General features: G+C 53.9%; 14 protein-coding genes. 12 read left to right on the top strand and 2 right to left on the bottom strand.

What is annotated here, in order from left to right; genetic code table 11:
• Positions 1 to 153 precede the first annotated feature (153 nt).
• The 11 genes from V8F51_RS04900 (at position 154) to V8F51_RS04950 (ending at position 11,883) form a co-directional block, all read left to right on the top strand.
• Positions 154 to 966 carry an ABC transporter ATP-binding protein gene (locus V8F51_RS04900; RefSeq protein ID WP_337098944.1) on the top strand — a complete coding sequence of 271 codons (813 nt, stop codon included), beginning with the start codon at positions 154 to 156 and terminating at the stop codon, positions 964 to 966.
• Positions 947 to 1,762, top strand: a complete 816-nt coding sequence (locus V8F51_RS04905; protein WP_337098945.1) for an ABC transporter permease — start codon at positions 947 to 949, stop codon at positions 1,760 to 1,762. The genes V8F51_RS04900 and V8F51_RS04905 overlap by 20 nt, the downstream gene beginning before the upstream one ends.
• Positions 1,759 to 2,682, top strand: a complete 924-nt coding sequence (locus V8F51_RS04910; RefSeq protein ID WP_337098946.1) for an ABC transporter permease — start codon at positions 1,759 to 1,761, stop codon at positions 2,680 to 2,682. The genes V8F51_RS04905 and V8F51_RS04910 overlap by 4 nt, the downstream gene beginning before the upstream one ends.
• A 73-nt stretch (positions 2,683 to 2,755) precedes the next feature.
• Positions 2,756 to 3,850, top strand: a complete 1,095-nt coding sequence (locus tag V8F51_RS04915; RefSeq protein WP_337098947.1) for an ABC transporter substrate-binding protein — start codon at positions 2,756 to 2,758, stop codon at positions 3,848 to 3,850.
• A 118-nt stretch (positions 3,851 to 3,968) separates the two neighbouring features.
• Positions 3,969 to 5,342, top strand: coding sequence for an aspartate aminotransferase family protein (locus V8F51_RS04920; RefSeq protein WP_337099366.1), 1,374 nt, complete (start codon positions 3,969 to 3,971; stop codon positions 5,340 to 5,342).
• The gene (locus tag V8F51_RS04925; protein ID WP_337098948.1) at positions 5,339 to 6,625 is read left to right on the top strand and encodes a M20 family metallo-hydrolase; all 1,287 of its coding nucleotides are present in this window, start codon (positions 5,339 to 5,341) and stop codon (positions 6,623 to 6,625) included. The genes V8F51_RS04920 and V8F51_RS04925 overlap by 4 nt, the downstream gene beginning before the upstream one ends.
• Entirely contained in the window at positions 6,613 to 7,497 is an 885-nt protein-coding gene (locus V8F51_RS04930; RefSeq protein WP_337098949.1) for a nitrilase-related carbon-nitrogen hydrolase, read from the top strand. Before V8F51_RS04925 ends, V8F51_RS04930 begins: the two co-directional genes overlap by 13 nt.
• A 24-nt stretch (positions 7,498 to 7,521) precedes the next feature.
• Positions 7,522 to 8,898 carry an NAD(P)-dependent oxidoreductase gene (locus V8F51_RS04935; protein ID WP_337098951.1) on the top strand — a complete coding sequence of 459 codons (1,377 nt, stop codon included), beginning with the start codon at positions 7,522 to 7,524 and terminating at the stop codon, positions 8,896 to 8,898.
• The gene (gene preA / locus V8F51_RS04940; protein ID WP_337098952.1) at positions 8,891 to 10,201 is read left to right on the top strand and encodes an NAD-dependent dihydropyrimidine dehydrogenase subunit PreA; all 1,311 of its coding nucleotides are present in this window, start codon (positions 8,891 to 8,893) and stop codon (positions 10,199 to 10,201) included. Before V8F51_RS04935 ends, preA begins: the two co-directional genes overlap by 8 nt.
• A gap of 3 nt (positions 10,202 to 10,204) precedes the next feature.
• Positions 10,205 to 11,641, top strand: coding sequence for a dihydropyrimidinase (gene hydA / locus V8F51_RS04945; RefSeq protein WP_337098953.1), 1,437 nt, complete (start codon positions 10,205 to 10,207; stop codon positions 11,639 to 11,641).
• A 26-nt stretch (positions 11,642 to 11,667) separates the two neighbouring features.
• Positions 11,668 to 11,883 carry a hypothetical protein gene (locus V8F51_RS04950; RefSeq protein ID WP_337098954.1) on the top strand — a complete coding sequence of 72 codons (216 nt, stop codon included), beginning with the start codon at positions 11,668 to 11,670 and terminating at the stop codon, positions 11,881 to 11,883.
• Here the strand turns inward: V8F51_RS04950 and V8F51_RS04955 are convergent.
• Complete coding sequence (locus V8F51_RS04955) at positions 11,877 to 13,499, bottom strand: PucR family transcriptional regulator (protein WP_337098955.1); 1,623 nt, start codon at positions 13,497 to 13,499, stop codon at positions 11,877 to 11,879. The genes V8F51_RS04950 and V8F51_RS04955 overlap by 7 nt on opposite strands.
• A 197-nt stretch (positions 13,500 to 13,696) precedes the next feature.
• Here V8F51_RS04955 and V8F51_RS04960 point away from each other — a divergent pair, with 197 nt between their 5' ends.
• Positions 13,697 to 15,175 (top strand): CoA-acylating methylmalonate-semialdehyde dehydrogenase, encoded by a 1,479-nt coding sequence (locus V8F51_RS04960; RefSeq protein WP_337098956.1) that lies wholly within the window; start codon positions 13,697 to 13,699, stop codon positions 15,173 to 15,175.
• A 13-nt stretch (positions 15,176 to 15,188) separates the two neighbouring features.
• On the opposite strand, the gene V8F51_RS04965 is transcribed toward V8F51_RS04960, so the two are convergent.
• A complete protein-coding gene (locus V8F51_RS04965) occupies positions 15,189 to 16,442 on the bottom strand; it encodes an MFS transporter (RefSeq protein ID WP_337098957.1) in 1,254 nt (417 codons plus the stop codon).
• Between the last annotated feature and the right edge of the window lie 201 nt (positions 16,443 to 16,643).

The raw sequence follows: 16,643 nt of genomic DNA on the forward strand, positions 1-16,643 counted from the left end.
CGACTGATGGTGACATTGTGTCCAGTCCGACTGATGATTTTTAACCACTTTGTATAATGCAATTGAACGTTTATGTTATATAATATGACATATGCAGTAATGAAGTCTTTCGCACACTTAACGCAAACTATGTTTGTTCTGAGGAGGAACTGCATGCATATATCTGATGCTGCCAAGAAGGCAGAGATTATCGTTGATAAAGTGAGTATGCGTTTTGGGAAAAAGGGGCAGGAGGTCACTGCGCTCCAAGACGTAAGCTTAGAAATCTATCACAATGAATTCGTATCGCTGCTAGGACCGTCCGGCTGCGGCAAGTCGACGCTGCTCAGGCTGATGGCCGACTTGCTTGAGCCTACGAGCGGCACGATTACGATCCAAGATGACCACCCCCGTGAAGTCCGACTCCGCCGTAAGTTCGGCATTGTGTTCCAGAACCCGACGCTCTTCGAATGGCGGACGGTGAAGGAGAATATCGAGCTGCCGCTAGAGGTGCTCGGTGAGCGCAAATCGCAATACACTCCTCTTATCGAGGGGCTGCTCGAGATGGTCGGGCTATCCTCATTCCGTAATTACTACCCTTGGCAGCTAAGCGGAGGCATGCAGCAGCGTGTCGCAATCGCCCGCGCCTTATCGCTTGATCCACCTATTCTTTTCATGGATGAACCGTTCTCCGCGCTTGATGAGTTCACGAAGGAGAAGCTGCAGCTGGAGCTCCTCGAGATCAAGAAGCAAACGAACAAGACGATCGTGTTCGTTACGCACAGCATTCCAGAAGCGGTGTTCTTGTCAGACCGCGTCATTGTGTTATCCGCTCATCCCGGACGCGTCCATTCGGTCGTGGAAATGATCAGGGAGGAGGGCGATCTGTCCCATATCCGTGAATCAGCCCATTTCCACGAGATGACGAGGACGGTGAGGAATTGTTTCTACAAGGAGAGTGATTCCTTTGACGGACAGATTGTTTAGAAGAGGGGGCCAGGGCGCTGTCCTTGCCTTATGGGCCGCCGCGATCCTGCTCTTATGGGAAGCTGGAGCATGGTTCATCGCCGACGTCATGAAGACGACCGCCCCAGCCTCGAAGCTTCCTTACTTGCATAAGGTGCTGGGAACACTAGCCGATCATCTGCCAACCTTGCTTAAGCAAGGGACGGTGACGTTCGGCAATTCGATTACCGGTTTCGTCATCGGTTCAATCATCGGTTCAGCACTTGCGATTGTAATGAGTGTATCGAGAGCAGCCGAGCATACGCTGTCGCCATATATGATTGCCTCGCAGATGATACCAATCATCGGCCTAGCGCCCATTATTTACGGGATTGTCCGTGATGCCGAGCTGTCCAGAGTGCTGATGGCAGGATACGTGACGTTTTTTCCTGTTGCGATCCATATGCTTCGCGGGCTGCGAAGCGTAAGTCCTGAGCAGTTGGAGCTTATGAGGACGTATGCAGCCTCGACATGGATGCTCTACAGCAAGCTGAAGCTGCGTGCCGCGCTTCCCGGCTTGTTCGCAGGTCTGAAGCTGTCCGCGCCGCTCGCCATAACAGCGTCTATAATCGTGGAGCTGATGGGAGCCCCGGACGGTATCGGGGTGCTCATGGTCAGCTCGCTCTACTACGGGACGTCACAGGTGTATATGTTCTGGTCGACGGTGCTCATTAGTATGGGAATCGGCATTGCGTTATATCTGTTTATCGCCGCAGCGGAAAGGCTGTTCACGCCGTGGCAGCCCGAGTTTCGGGAGACTGGGAGGGACGAGGCATGAAGGAGCTTGCGGCCGTCAAGCCGGAATCGCAGTCAGGTATGGCTGCGTTGCCTGCCGTGGGCAATGTACAGGAGCTGGATTCAGGGCGAGACACGATTACGATTAACCTCGAAGCGAATGAGAGAGGTCTGCCGCGTAAATCAGCGGATTGGAAAGCTCTGCAGCCGGTGCTGCTTCCGGTAAGCTTCGCGATTGTATTCCTGCTCGTCTGGCAGCTTGAGGGCTTCCATCGATTGTTCAAGCTGGAGCGCTATCAGCTGCCGATTCCGTCAGCGATCGCATCTTCCATTAAGGATAACGCTGATTTGCTTTGGAGCTACTCGATCTATACGGGAATCGAGATCATAGGAGGCTGTCTCATTGGCTCATTGCTCGGTCTTGCCGCTGCTGTGGCGGCGTCATTGTTCCCGAATGCGGGCAAAGGCGCGATTACGCTGATCGCATCATTCAACGCCGTTCCTATCGTTGCGCTTGCGCCAGTCATGAACAATTGGTTCGGAGACGGCGTTTCCTCCAAAATAGCGATTGTCTCCGTCATGACGATGGCTACGATGGCGATTAGCGCATTCAAAGGGCTGCGATCCATACAGCCTGCTTACCTCGATCTCATGCATGCCTATGCAGCGCCGAGAACGACCGTGTTTCTGAAGCTGCGCTTTCGAGCCGCACAGCCGACAATCTTCACGGCGCTGAAGATCAATATGTCCACGAGCATCATTGGCGCAATCGTCGGGGAATTTTTCATATCTTCACGGGGACTCGGCTTTCTATTATCGGATCAAATCAAGCTTGGCAACATGCCGCTCGCCTGGTCCTGCATCGTAATCGCCGCAGCGCTAGGCATCTTTCTCTATTATATTGTTCAGCTTGTTGAGCGGCTTGTTATACCGTGGCATGTATCGCACCGTAGACATTCCTGACATTGTACATCCTGGAAGTACTCCGAAAGGAGTTTCTCTAATATATAAAACAATAGGGAGAGGAATGGTCTTCATGAAACAGAGAAACCATACGATGCAAGCCGTTTCAACCGCTTTACTCGCATTAATGCTGCTCTTCGTCGCCGCTTGCGGCAATTCGAACGAGGCGCCGCCTGCTGAAGACGATCCGAAGCTTACGGATGGCGCAACGAACGAGGCGACGGATAAGCCGTCGGACGCACCGCTTGCTAAAGTGAAGATTCAACTGAAATGGGTGCCGCAGGCACAGTTCGCGGGTATTTTCGTTGCCAAGGAGAAGGGGTTCTATGCAGAAGAGGGGCTGGACGTTGAAATCATCCCCGGAGGACCGGACGTTGTCATTGAACAGCAGGTCGTCAACGGCGCAGCCGATATTGGCGTAACTAGCTTTGACAGCCTCCTCGTCAACCGCGACAACGGTTTGCCTCTCGTATCAGTAGCGCAAATTCTGCAGCAAAGCTCCTACCGGTTCGTAGCCAGCAAGGAGTCGGGCATTGACGAGCCGGCTAAGATGAAGGGCAAGAAGGTTGGCATGTGGACGGGGAGCCAGCAATTCCAAGTGCTTGCCTTCATGGAGAAAAACGGACTCGATCCGAAGAAGGATGTTGAGCTCGTGAAGCAGGGTTTTACAATGGACCAGTTCTTTAACAAACAGCTTGATGTAGCAATCTCTACGATCTATAACGAATATCATGTCGTGCTCGAGAGCGGCGTGAAGGAAGAGGATTTGTACGTATATGACTTCGAGGATGCGGGCGTAGGTATGTTGGAGGATACGCTGGTCGTCAAGGAGGATTGGCTGAAGAGCAACCGAGAGCTTGCGGTCAAAGCGATTAAAGCGACGATGAAGGGCTGGAATTATGCCATCGCGAACCAGCCGGAGTCGGTTGATATCGTAATGAAGGTGGTAACCGAGGGCAGTACAACGAAGGAGCACCAAACAACGATGCTGATGGAGATGGCTAAGCTCGTGAAGCCGGAAGGGTTCACAGAGGCGCAGGTCGGCAGCTTCGTCGACGATGCGGTACAGAGAACGGTCGACATCTCGCTGAAGTACGAGTTGATTAAGAAAACGCCGGATTTGGCTGTGGCAATCGACAAGACGATTCTGGAAGACGCATTGAAATAAAGGAATGCTTGCTAAGGGCTGATGGCAAGGAAGAAGCGCCGATGAGCAGCTGGCTTCGGCGCTTCCCCACCGCTTTGCGGCGAGCTGGAGGAGGCGATAGAGTGTGAAAGAACCGGCTATGGACGGGATGAGCAAGGAGGAATGGCTGGACAAGGATCGCAGGTATGTATGGCATCATATTTCGCCCCATAACGATCATCCGATGATTGTCGTTTCTGGGGAGGGCAGCTGGATTACGGATAGCGACGGCAACCGGTATTTGGATGGGATGTCGGGCTTATGGTGCGTTAATGTCGGGCATGGGCGCGAGGAGATTGCGGAAGCGGCAGCTAAACAAATGAAGACGATTGCCTATTCCACGCTCATTCAGTCGCATGTTCCGGCGATTAAGCTTGCCGAGAAGCTTAACGAGTGGCTGGAGGGGGACTATCGCATCTTCTTCTCCAATTCGGGCTCGGACGCCAATGAGGTCGCCTTCAAAATCGCCCGTCAATACCATCACCAGAACGGCAAGCCGAGCAAGCATAAGTTCATTTCCAGGCATCGCGCCTACCATGGCAGCTCGCTCGGTTCGCTAGGAGCGACGGGACAGGCGCAGCGCAAGCTGAAGTATGAGCCGCTGGCGATGGGCTTCTCGCATGTGCCGCCGCCTTATTGCTACCGCTGTCCTTTCGGCCAACAGGAGGGTGCTTGCCGCATGCAATGCGCGGAGGCGTTCGACGACGCGATTACATGGGAAGGGGCGGATTCGGTTGCCGCCGTCATTATGGAACCGGTCATTACCGGCGGCGGCATGATCGTACCGCCGGGCGGTTACATGAAGCGAGTGCAGGAAATATGCAACAAACACGATGTGCTGCTTATCGTTGATGAAGTGATCTGCGGCTTCGGCCGATCGGGCATGAAGTTCGGCCATCATAATTACGGCGTGAAGCCCGATATCGTTACGATGGCGAAAGGAATGACGAGCGCTTATTCGCCTCTATCGGCAACGGCGGTGTCGGCAAAGCTGTATGACAGCTTCAAGGATACGAGCAAGGCGGACAATCATTTGCGGCATGTGAATACATTCGGCGGCAATCCGGTTTCCTGTGCGGTTGCATTGGCGAATCTAGTGATACTGGAGCGCGAAGAGCTGGTTAGCCGATCTGCTTGGATCGGCGAGCAGTTCCGCGAAGGCCTGCAGCCGCTGGCTGCTCATCCGCATGTCGGCGACATCCGGCATTTCGGCTCTGCGCTCGGGATTGAGCTCGTTGAGGATAAAGGTTCGAAGCGGCCAGCGGATGCACCTCTTGTCGCTTCATATATTGCGTCATGTAAGCGGTTAGGCTTGATCATTAGCAAAAACGGCGATACCGTGCCCGGTTTCGCCAATATATTGACCATTAGTCCGCCGCTTAGTTCGACCGATGAAGACGTTGCATTCATCGTGGATACGCTTCTGAAGGCATTCTCCATCTCGATGAAGGATGAGGGGAAGGTGATTGCATGACGCTCGGCCTATACACAGGAGCGATCAATAAGGAGAGGCTCCACAGAAGAATTGAGGAGCTGTCGCTCGTCGGGAAGATCGGAGATTCCGGCGTCTGCCGTCTTGCGCTCTCCCAGGAGGACCGTGAGGCGGTCATGCTCGTTATGAGCTGGATGGAGGAAGCGGGGCTCGAGGCGCATATCGATCCATTTGGCAATTTGATTGGCGTTATGGGAGGTGCGAACCCCGCGCTGCCAGTCTTAATGCTCGGCTCTCATATCGACTCGCAGCCTTACGGCGGCCGATTCGACGGCGTCATCGGAGTGCTCGGCGCGCTTGAAGCCGTTCAGACGATGGAGGAAAGCGGATTTGTACCGATGATGAACATCGAGGTCGTTGCTTTCTGTGACGAGGAAGGCTGCCGGTTCAATAAAGGACTGTTCGGCGTAAGAGGAATGACGGGCAAGCTGGAGGACGGCGAGCTTGCGCGAATCGATAAAAACGGGGTAACGCGTGAAGAAGCGTTAAGGCAATTCGGCTGCGATCCCGCTCTAATAGAAAGCTACGAGGTAACGGCCGATCGTATCGGCGCCTTCCTTGAGCTTCATATTGAGCAAGGTCCCGTACTTGAATTCTTGGAGCAGCCGATCGGCATCGTGAGCGGTATTTCCGGACCGGTATGGTGGACGGTCGAGATGAACGGCTTCGCCGGACATGCGGGCTCGGTGCCAATGCCGATGCGGCGCGACGCGCTGGTCGGAGCGGCCAAAGCCATTACGGCGCTGGATAGGCTCGCAAGGGAGACACCTGGCGCGCCGACGGTCGGGACGGTTGGATCGTTAACCGTCTTTCCCGACTCGCGCAACATTATTCCGGAGAAGGTGAGCTTCACAGTCGATTTTCGCGACATTGAGCTTAGCAGGAGGAACGGGCTGGAGACTCGGCTGCTTAAGGAAATAGAGGAGGCCGCCGACGAGCACGGTCTTACGTATACGATTCGCGAGGATACGAAGAGTGATCCGCGCTATTGCGCCGACTGGATCAAGAAGACGCTGCGGATCGAAGCGGACAACATGGGCATTGCGCCGCCGCCAGAGCTTATGAGCGGTCCGTTCCACGATTCGCTTACGATGTCTTACGTATGCGATTACGGGATGATTTTCGTCAGGTGCAAGGAGGGCATCAGCCACAATCCGAAGGAATATTCGTCGCCGGAGGATATAGCGCTTGGCGCAGAGCTTCTGTATCTCGCGGCAAGGCGAATCGCAAGCCATGAAGGGGGGATAGACGCATGTCGAAGGTGAAGATCGGTTTAATCCAAGCATCGAACGAGCTGCATGGGGATGAGCCGGTTGCCGCTCATAAGGAAGCGGCTATCCGCAAGCACTTAAAGCTAGTTAGAGAAGCTGCAGCTAGGGGCGCTCAGATTATATCGCTGCAAGAAATTTTTTATGGTCCGTACTTTTGCTCCGAGCAGCAGACGAAGTGGTATGAGGCAGCGGAAGAAATTCCGTCGGGGCCTACGACCATATTGTTTCAAGAGCTCGCGAAGGAGCTTGGCGTCGTTATCGTACTCCCGATCTATGAGCGCGAAGGGATAGCGACCTATTACAATACGGCAGCGGTAATCGATGCGGACGGCTCGTATCTCGGCAAATATCGGAAGCATCATATTCCGCATGTGGCCGCAGGAGGCGGTTCATGCGGCTTCTGGGAAAAATATTATTTTAAGCCGGGAAATCTCGGATATCCGGTGTTCGATACGGCTTATGCGAAGGTCGGGGTCTATATATGCTATGACCGCCACTTCCCGGAAGGAGCGCGGGCGCTAGGGCTTAACGGCGCGGAGATTGTATTCAATCCATCGGCGACGGTGGCTGGGACGAGCGAGTATTTGTGGAAGCTGGAGCAGCCGGCCCATGCGGTAGCCAACGGGTATTACGTAGCGGCCATCAATCGGGTTGGCGTCGAAGCGCCGTGGAATATGGGCGAGTTTTACGGCCAATCGTATTTGGTCGATCCGCGAGGCACGATTGTATCTATCGGCAGCCGTGACAAGGATGAGATCGTTATTGGCGAGATGGATAAGGAGCTTATTCGCGAGGTGCGCAATGTGTGGCAGTTTTATCGAGATCGCAGACCGGAGACATACGACAATATCGTTAGCCTGAAATAGGACGTGAGGAAAGGAGCGGATGGCATGAGCGGTAAAGTTCAATCGGCATTCATATCTCTTGAGCAATTGAAGCGCAACTTCGCCGAGGTTAAGGCGGGCATGAGGCCGAAGGAAGCGATGGAAGAATCGAATCGATGTTTGTACTGTTACGATGCGCCATGTATTAAGGCATGCCCGACCGGCATCAATATCCCCTCTTTTATCAAAAAAATCGCCTCAGGCAATATGCTCGGGTCCGCGCGGGCCATTATGGATGCCAATCCGGTAGGGGCTACCTGCTCGCGGGTATGTCCGACAGAGGAGCTCTGCGAAGGCGCATGTGTCCTTAATCATTCCTCGAAGCCTATTATGATCGGCGAGCTGCAGCGATATGCAACCGATTGGGCGATTCAGAGCGAACAGGTGCTGTTCTCGGCCGGGCGCAGCAACGGCTTGACGGCAGCCATTATCGGCGGCGGACCTGCAGGACTGTCGGCGGCGCGGGAGCTTGCGCGGTTTGGCTTCGCCGTTACGATCTTCGAAGCGAAGGAGCAGGCTGGAGGGCTCGATACTTACGGCATCGTATCATTCCGACTGCCGCAAAACATATCGCTTTGGGAAGTCGAGCAAGTGAAGCAGCTTGGCGTCGACATAAGGACGAATACGAAGGTTGGGGTCGATATTAGCGCCGAGAAGCTGCTCGAGCAATTCGATGCCGTTGTACTGGCGATCGGAATGTCTAAAGTGCCTATGCTAGGAATCGAGGGCGAAGGTTTGAACGGCGTATATGATGCTATCGATTTCGTAGAGGCAACTAAGACGGGACTGACGGCAGAGTTCGCAGGCAAGAAGGTAGCGGTTATCGGAGCGGGCAATACGGCTATTGATGCGGCGACTTGCTCTGTCCGGCTTGGCGCGGAAGATGTCAAGATCGTCTATCGGCGGACAAGTGCGGAGATGACCGCTTACGACTTCGAATTCGAGTTCGCTAAGCAGGACGGCGTATCGTTCAAATGGTTAACCGCGCCTACGCGCATCGCCGCTGGACAGAACGGCGAGGTCAAGGCGCTTGAATGCGTCGAAATGAGGCTTGAGGAGGATGCAAACGGCGGGCGTGCAAAGCCTGTGCCGATAGAAGCTTCGGCTTTCTCCATGGAAGTCGACGTCGTTATTAAGGCAATCGGACAGACTCGTCATTTGCCGCTCATTGAGCAGCTGGGACTCGCGCATAAACGAGGCGTCGTAACGGTTGATGCCGCAACGTATCAAACGTCCAATCCGCAAGTTTATGCGGCAGGAGATGTCGTGTTCGGCGAAGGGCAGCAGGGCGATGCAATGGTCGTATCCGCAGCGCAGCAAGGGAAGCTCGCCGCTTATTCGATATACAATTCGCTCTGTGCGAGGAGGGAACGCTATGGCTGATCTCAGCATTAATCTGGCAGGCATCAAGTCTCCGAATCCGTTCTGGCTGGCATCCGCGCCGCCGACGAATACCGGCTATCAGGTGCAGCGCGCGTTCGAAGCGGGCTGGGGAGGCGCGGTATGGAAGACGCTTGGCGATCCGATCATTAATACGTCGTCGCGGTTCGCTGCCGTTCACTTCAACGGCCAGCGTGTAGCGGGCTTCAACAATATCGAGCTTATTACCGATCGTCCGCTAGAGATTAATTTGAAGGAAATCTATGAGACGAAGAGACGGTTTCCGAATCATGCGCTTGTCGTATCGCTAATGGTTGAACCGAAACGCGAGAAATGGCATGAAATCGTGAAGAAGGTCGAAGCGATCGGCGTTGACGGGCTGGAGCTGAACTTCGGCTGTCCGCATGGGATGGCGGAGCGCGGCATGGGCTCTGCTTCCGGTCAACAGCCGGACCTAGTTGAAGCGCAGACGATGTGGGCCAAGGAAGCGGCACGGACGCCGGTTATTGTGAAGCTGACCCCGAACATTACCGATATTACGGCTACGGCGAAGGCGGCAGCAAGAGGCGGGGCGGATGCAATATCGCTTATTAATACGATCAATTCGCTTGCAGGCGTAGATATCGATACGTGGAATACGATCCCGCATGTCGCAGGCAAAGGAGCGCATGGCGGGTATTGCGGCCCGGCTGTGAAGCCGATCGCGCTCAACATGGTCGCGGAATGCGCCCGCAATCCGCAGGTTGGTATTCCGATATCAGGCATCGGCGGTGTATCCAACTGGCGCGACGCGGTTGAATTTTTACTGATGGGCGCAACGGGCGTGCAAATATGTACGGCAGCCATGCACCACGGCTTCAGCATCGTCGAGGATATGATTGACGGATTAAACAATTATTTGGATGGCAAAGGTCTTGCTTCCGTTACCGAGCTGATCGGCAAGTCGGTTCAGCGATTCTCGGACTGGGGCGACCTTGATCTGAATTATGCAGTCGTGGCGCGTATTGAGGAAGAGAATTGCATCGTATGCAACAAATGCCATATTGCTTGCGAGGATGCTTCGCATCAATGTATTGAACGTCATACCGATGAGAATGGTGTCGCGTATCTGAAAGTGCGAGAAGAGGATTGCGTCGGCTGCAATCTATGCTCGATCGTTTGTCCGGTCGAGGGTGCGATCACGATGGTCGAAGTGCCGTCAACGGAAATGCCGATGAGCTGGAATGAGCGGCAGAAGGCGATTAGCGCCCTTAGCGGCAGCAGCAAGGATGATGCGGACGGCTCGAGCGCAAAGGAGGCGGTATAGAAAATGACTTCCAAATGGATAAAAGGCGGAACGATCGTTACGGCGGCTGACACTTATTGCGCCGATCTGCTTATTAAGAACGGAATTGTCGCGAAGATTGGGCTTGATCTGTCTGCCGAGGCGGCGACGGAAGGCGCCGAAGCTGTCGATGCATCCGGTAAGCTCGTATTCCCGGGGGGAGTAGATCCGCATACGCATCTTGACATGCCGTTCGGCGGTACGGTGACGGCGGATGACTTCGCGACAGGGACGCGGGCGGCGGCATTCGGCGGAACGACGACGGTTATTGACTTCTGTCTCACGACCAAAGGCAAACCGCTTGCCGATTCGATCGCGGCATGGCATCGCAAAGCGGCCGGCAAGGCGGCTATCGATTACGGCTTCCATCTGATGATCGGCGAGATCAATGATGAGGTGCTGGCGGAGCTGCCGACTGTGGTGAAGGAAGAAGGCATTACGTCGCTTAAAGTATTTATGGCTTATAAGAACGTATTCCAGGCCGATGACGGGACGCTGTTCCGCACGATGCTGGCGGCCAAGGAACTTGGCGCCATGGTGATGGTGCATGCGGAGAACGGCGATGTCATCGATTTTCTTATTCGCCAAGCTTTGGAGGCCGGACAGACGGATCCGATCTATCATGCGCGTACGAGGCCGTCTGTTATTGAAGGCGAAGCAACGGGCCGAGCGGCGAATCTTGCAGCGCTTGCCGGAGCGAGATTGTATGTGGTGCATGTGACTTGCGAGGAAGCGGTGCGTCAGATTGCGGAAGCTAGAAGCCGCGGCGTCGACGTATGGGGGGAGACTTGCCCGCAATACTTGACGCTCGACGAATCATACCTGGCTCAGCCGGGCTTCGAAGGCGCGAAGTATGTATGGTCGCCGCCGCTGCGTGAATCGAGGCATCAAGAGGTGTTATGGAATGCATTGAAGAGCGGCCAGCTGCAGACCATCGGCTCAGATCATTGCTCGTTCAATTATGACGGACAGAAGGATCTTGGACTTGGCGACTTTAGCAAAATACCGAATGGCGGCCCGGTTATCGAGGATCGCTTCTCCATTTTGTACTCGGAGGGGGTAGCGAAAGGTCGCATTACACGGAATCAATTCGTGGAGATGGTATCGACGCGTAACGCCAAGCTGTTCGGACTGTTCCCGCAGAAGGGGACGATTGCCGTAGGCAGCGATGCGGACATCGTTATTTTTGACCCATTGGTGGAAAGGTCGCTGTCCGTACAGACGCATCATATGAATGTGGACTATAACCCGTTCGAAGGCATGCAGGTAACCGGGGTTCCAGTAAGCGTACTCTCCAAAGGCGAATACGTCATTCGCGATAGGCAATTCGTAGGCGAGCTTGGCAAGGGAAGATACTTGAAGCGTTCACCATATAGAAGCGCAGAAGCAACTAACCGTACCGCTGCTAGCGCTCAATCATAAGCATAGCTATAGGAGGTGACCTTACAATGAAGGCATATCAACAATTCAAAGAAGAAAAGCTGAAGATCGACGATTTCATCGAGCGGCGCTTCATAATCGCACATGTAAAGGAAGATCTTAGCGGAGCTTCGGTGGTCATGGAGCATCCCGGAGGCGAACAAGCCGTTATTCAAATTTTGACGGCGGATGCCAGAAAGTATCTGGTCAACGCTATTATTAAGCAAATTAACGCTTCCTATTGAATCCTTCCATGAATATATTCATAAGCGCGAAGCGCAAGCTCGATCGTCAGCCGTTTCTCTGGATTGTTGGTGAAGTTACTGCCAAGCAGCGCCTCGAGCTTCTCTAACCTATGATAAAGCGTTTGGCGGGCAATGAGCAGCGCTTTAGCTGTTTCTTGCTTGGAGCCTGACAGTGACAAGTAGACGGAAAGCGTCTGCAGCAGATGACCGTTGCGGTCTTTGTCACTAGCAGCGACAGGCGCGATATATTGCTCGGCAAGCGCGTGAAGCGTCCCGGCTTTCTTGAGCGCATACATCACTTTGTGCAAATGCAGGTCTTGATAGAAAGGAGAGGCAAGCGGGCCTACATCTCTCTGAATGGCGAGCATTTCTTTGGCGGTATCGTAGCTCTCATGGAGCCGGCTCAGCTTGGTCATATAACAGCCGATGGATATACGTAGTGCGAAGAGCGCTTGCTCTTGAAGCTGCTCCGTTCGACTTACCCGATCAATGGCGCGCAGAAGCCGCTCCCTATGCTTAATTTCGCCAAGCTGGTCAATGACAATGAAGACGATCTGATCGTGATGAAGGAGCGGCAGAAGCACATAACCCTCTCCTTCGAAAATCGCTCGCGCGACCATATGCTTCTGAATAAGCAGAGCCCCTTCGTCCCTCTCGGCTTCGCGCTTCGTCTCGGCATCGAGATCGAATAGGCAGACGGTTGCTCCGCCTAGCTTGGCAGTCGGCTTCAAGGTCTTAATATAATCAAGAACTTCTTGCTCGGCGTGTTTTCCGCTTAGCCAGTCAACAGCCCATAAATCCTCCTTAAGTCTGCGGCGCTCCTCCATATATTTGGTACGCATCATTTCCTGGGCAATGGCAGTGGCGCAGCGGTCGAGCACTAAGATTTGAAACTCGCTCAGCTCGGTTCTGCCTTGGAGCAGCAAGTCCGCGAACAAATGGTCGAGCGCTAGAATCGGCCGATGTGCGATGGTTTGCTTCTGCTCCGCACCTGCAAACATTTTGCCGTAGATCCATTGCTCATAGAAGATTCCTGCTTTGGTACGAGGCATATGCGGGACGAACTGCGCTTCCGCTCCGAGCGGGAAGAAGGCAACTTGGGCGCCGGTCGTCTGATGAAGGAGGCGAAGCAGCGACATCATCCCCTTGCCGGATAACAGCAGTTGGTTAAGCTCGGTGGACAGCTGTTCGAGCCGAGACACCATCTGATGATGCTGGTTAATGAAGTAGGCGTGCAAATCTTGTGTAATATCGATATAACGGACTTCCTCATGAAAAAAAATAAGCGGAAAATGTTCGCTCTCCGCGAGCTGCTTCATCCTCTCGATGGGCTGCTTCGCATAAGTGCCAAGCTCGATGCATAAACCGGAAGCGCCGCTGTCGATTAGCTGACGGAGGAAGGAGACACTTAGCTCCTCGTCGTCACGCCAACCGATGCCTGTACTCAGAATGAGTTCATGCCCGTTCAGCAAATGGCCAACCTGCGTAACTTCCATAATATGCACCCAACGGACGGAGCGCTGCAGGGCTTCGGGGCTGGCGATGGCCTCCGCTCTAGCGAATAAAGGCCGTTTCAAAATGTCCCCTACGGTCATTTGCAGCAACGTGTTGACCATCGTCCATCACCGCCATTCTATTATTTTCGGAAAAATCTGAAATCTTAACTGTGTTTTCAATAGTATACTAAATGTCTTTTTCGAATGGGAAACTTTTTATTACTCAACTGCTAGGGCAGTTTCTTGTGCGGGAATAGTTTAGGGCAGGGCAGGTGAGAGCAGACAAGACGATACTTGCAGCTCAGGAGATGAGAGAGATGGCCATAGAGTCTACATCCGATCCCCTTAGGGAACAGAACCGGTTGCGTAACTTCGTTAACGGCGCTTGGATCGAATCGGAAAGCAGGCAGGCAGAGCCGGTGTTCAATCCTGCGACCGGAGAAACGATCGCTTATGTGCCGATATCCGTTCAATCCGACGTGGGGGAAGCTGTGCGGGCGGCGGAGCAAGCGTTTCCTGGATGGAGCAAGACGCCGGTGCCGCGCCGAGCACGCATTCTGTTCCGTTATTGGCAGCTGCTGCAGCAGCACTCCGAGGAGTTAGCCAAAATTATAACGACGGAGAATGGCAAAAGCTACAAGGAAGCGCTTGGCGAGGTGCAGCGCGGCATTGAAAATGTTGAATTCGCAGCAGGAGCTCCAACGCACATGATGGGGCGGACACTCGCTAATATCGCCACAGATCTGGATTCGGAGATGTTCCGCGTGCCGGTCGGCGTTGTAAGCGGCATTACGCCGTTCAACTTCCCGATGATGGTACCATGCTGGATGTTCCCGCTTGCGATAGCGCTTGGCAATACATTCGTGCTGAAGCCTTCGGAGCGAACGCCGCTGACGGCGAACCGGCTTGTGGAGCTATTCCACGAAGCGGGACTGCCGGAGGGCGTCCTTAATATTGTGCACGGCGGTCAGGAGGTCGTTAATGGTCTGACGAGCGCACCGGCAGTTAAGGCGGTATCCTTCGTGGGCTCGCAGCCGGTCGCCAAGTACGTTTATGAGCGTTCGTCTTCCTTCGGCAAGAGGGTGCAGGCGCTGGCTGGCGCCAAAAACATGCATATCGTCATGCCGGATGCCCATATTCCGAAGACGGTCGAGAACATAATCGCTTCTTCTTACGGCAGCGCGGGCGAGCGGTGTATGGCCTGTTCGGCTGTTGTCGTCGTTGGAGACGGAGAAGCGTTCATGGGCGCGCTCCGCGCAGCGGCTTCCGAAATGGTGATCGGCAGCGGTCTAAGGGAGGACGCCACGTTAACGCCCGTCATCCGCAAGGAGCATCGATTGCGAATTGAAGCCTATATTGCCCAAGGCGAATCGGAGGGAGCGAAGCTGCTGCTCGACGGCCGCACAGCGGAGGCGCGCGGATTGGAAGGCTTCTTTCTTGGTCCTACGTTGTTCGATGGGGTTAAGCCGAATATGACGATCGCGAAGGAGGAAATATTCGGCCCGGTGCTGTCCGTTCTGCGGGCATCGAGCCTCGATGATGCCATCGGAATTGTGAACAGCTCGCGGTTCGGCAACTCGGCGGTCATTTATACCGAGAATGCGAAGGCGATCAGACAATTTCGGGAGGAGGCCGAAGCGGGGATGCTAGGAGTTAACGTTGGCGTGCCTGCCCCGATGGCTTTTTTCCCATTCTCGGGCTGGAAGGATTCCTTCTACGGCGATTTGCATGCGAACGGCGGAGATGGTATCGAATTTTATACGAAGAAAAAAATGATTACATCGCGGTATTTCTAGGCAGACGTTCGCTTTATAACACTTCGTTACGCGCGCGCAGCATGCGATAAAGAATGATCGACGCGATCGAGCATAATAACGCGCAAGCGCCGATAAACAAATAACCCGCTTGGAGGCCGGCGATGAGACTGGCCTCTTCGTCGTGTCCGGAAGCGAACAGCCGCTTGATCCAGTTAATGATCGCACCGATCGCGAAGTTTCCGATGACGCTGGCAATGCCCATTAGCGTGACCGTGAATGTAATGGCCGTATCCGCGTTGTTCTTGTACCTGCGAGCGAGCAGCGCCATAACGGTCGGATAGATCGGCGCAATGCCTACGCCAGCGAGCGCGAACAGAACGGCGCCCTGCTCACCTACGATAATAGCGGCGACTGAGCAAAGGCCGGAGATGGCAGATAAATAAATAAGCGCCTTCGTGTAACCGATCTTGTCCGTAACAGGTCCGAGAAAGAGACGGGCCAGCATGAAGCATAGGAAGAAGGCTGACAGCATGCGGGCAGCCGCGTCGTTGCTCCATCCGTATGCCTTCTCTAGAAAGTTAACGAGCCAGCCGCCGACGGCAAGCTCCGATACAACGCCAAGCGAGAGAACGATAACAATCAACCAAGCAATGGGATCTTTCATATATTGCCTAAGCGATATTCGTTCCTCCTGCTTGCTCTCTTCAGCAGGGAACTTGGCGATTAATGCAGGCAGCATCGGAAGAACGGACAACGCAAGCATAAGCGCGTACATCCCGCGCCATCCAAGCTCCGATCCGAACAACGAAACGCCCATAAGAGAGGCTGCGAGCATCGGTGCGATCATTGAGCTGAGCCCATAGAAGAAGTGGGAGAGATTCATCATCGTTCCGGTGTTTTTGACAAAAATGCGCGCGGCTAGCAAGGCGAGACCAATTTCCAGTATCCCGTTGCCGATATACATGAGAAAATAAGACACGGATAATGCAGTGTAATTGGATGCGATATAAATGAAGATGCCGGATACTGCCATCGAGCCGAGCGCAAGCATCGTCGTCAGCTTCATGCCCGCCTTGCGGGACAGCCAGCCGGTGAAGCTGCAGGCGAGCAAGTAGCCTAGTGAGTTGAAGGCAAGCAGCATGCCGATCTGAAACTCGTCTAATGCGAGGTCGCTTTGCATTTTGGGGAGTGCGGGACCCTTAATATTTTCAGAGAAACCAAACACAAGGAAACCGCCGAATACGACGATTAATAATAGAATGTAGTTTTTTCGCAAGGATGATGCTTTTTCTCGTTCTAGTTGCAAGCGGAAAACCTCCAAAAAAGTTGCTATAATGAGACGATTATTGTCTTCGGCGCAGCTATGCTGCACGCAAAATATCGCCTTGTCCACTCTATCGCGAATCGATCGGAATGACAAGCGGCAGACTATGCGTTTCATAGATTAGAATGGTAAAATAACGGATAGAAATAGGCGGAAGCATGTCGAACCGCGGGAAAGGTAGGT

It is taken from the genome of Paenibacillus sp. YIM B09110, assembly GCF_037167145.1.
Taxonomy (GTDB): Bacteria; Bacillota; Bacilli; order Paenibacillales; family Paenibacillaceae; genus Pristimantibacillus.

What these genes read in the sequence shown, in the direction of transcription:
- V8F51_RS04950 (WP_337098954.1), top strand. Translation starts at nt 11,668, where the DNA reads ATGAAGGCATATCAACAATTCAAAGAAGAAAAGCTGAAGATCGACGAT.
- V8F51_RS04910 (WP_337098946.1), top strand. Translation starts at nt 1,759, where the DNA reads ATGAAGGAGCTTGCGGCCGTCAAGCCGGAATCGCAGTCAGGTATGGCT.
- V8F51_RS04925 (WP_337098948.1), top strand. Translation starts at nt 5,339, where the DNA reads ATGACGCTCGGCCTATACACAGGAGCGATCAATAAGGAGAGGCTCCAC.
- hydA (WP_337098953.1), top strand. Translation starts at nt 10,205, where the DNA reads ATGACTTCCAAATGGATAAAAGGCGGAACGATCGTTACGGCGGCTGAC.
- V8F51_RS04935 (WP_337098951.1), top strand. Translation starts at nt 7,522, where the DNA reads ATGAGCGGTAAAGTTCAATCGGCATTCATATCTCTTGAGCAATTGAAG.
- V8F51_RS04915 (WP_337098947.1), top strand. Translation starts at nt 2,756, where the DNA reads ATGAAACAGAGAAACCATACGATGCAAGCCGTTTCAACCGCTTTACTC.
- V8F51_RS04920 (WP_337099366.1), top strand. Translation starts at nt 3,969, where the DNA reads ATGGACGGGATGAGCAAGGAGGAATGGCTGGACAAGGATCGCAGGTAT.
- preA (WP_337098952.1), top strand. Translation starts at nt 8,891, where the DNA reads ATGGCTGATCTCAGCATTAATCTGGCAGGCATCAAGTCTCCGAATCCG.
- V8F51_RS04900 (WP_337098944.1), top strand. Translation starts at nt 154, where the DNA reads ATGCATATATCTGATGCTGCCAAGAAGGCAGAGATTATCGTTGATAAA.
- V8F51_RS04955 (WP_337098955.1), bottom strand. Translation starts at nt 13,499, where the DNA reads ATGGTCAACACGTTGCTGCAAATGACCGTAGGGGACATTTTGAAACGG.
- V8F51_RS04960 (WP_337098956.1), top strand. Translation starts at nt 13,697, where the DNA reads ATGGCCATAGAGTCTACATCCGATCCCCTTAGGGAACAGAACCGGTTG.
- V8F51_RS04930 (WP_337098949.1), top strand. Translation starts at nt 6,613, where the DNA reads ATGTCGAAGGTGAAGATCGGTTTAATCCAAGCATCGAACGAGCTGCAT.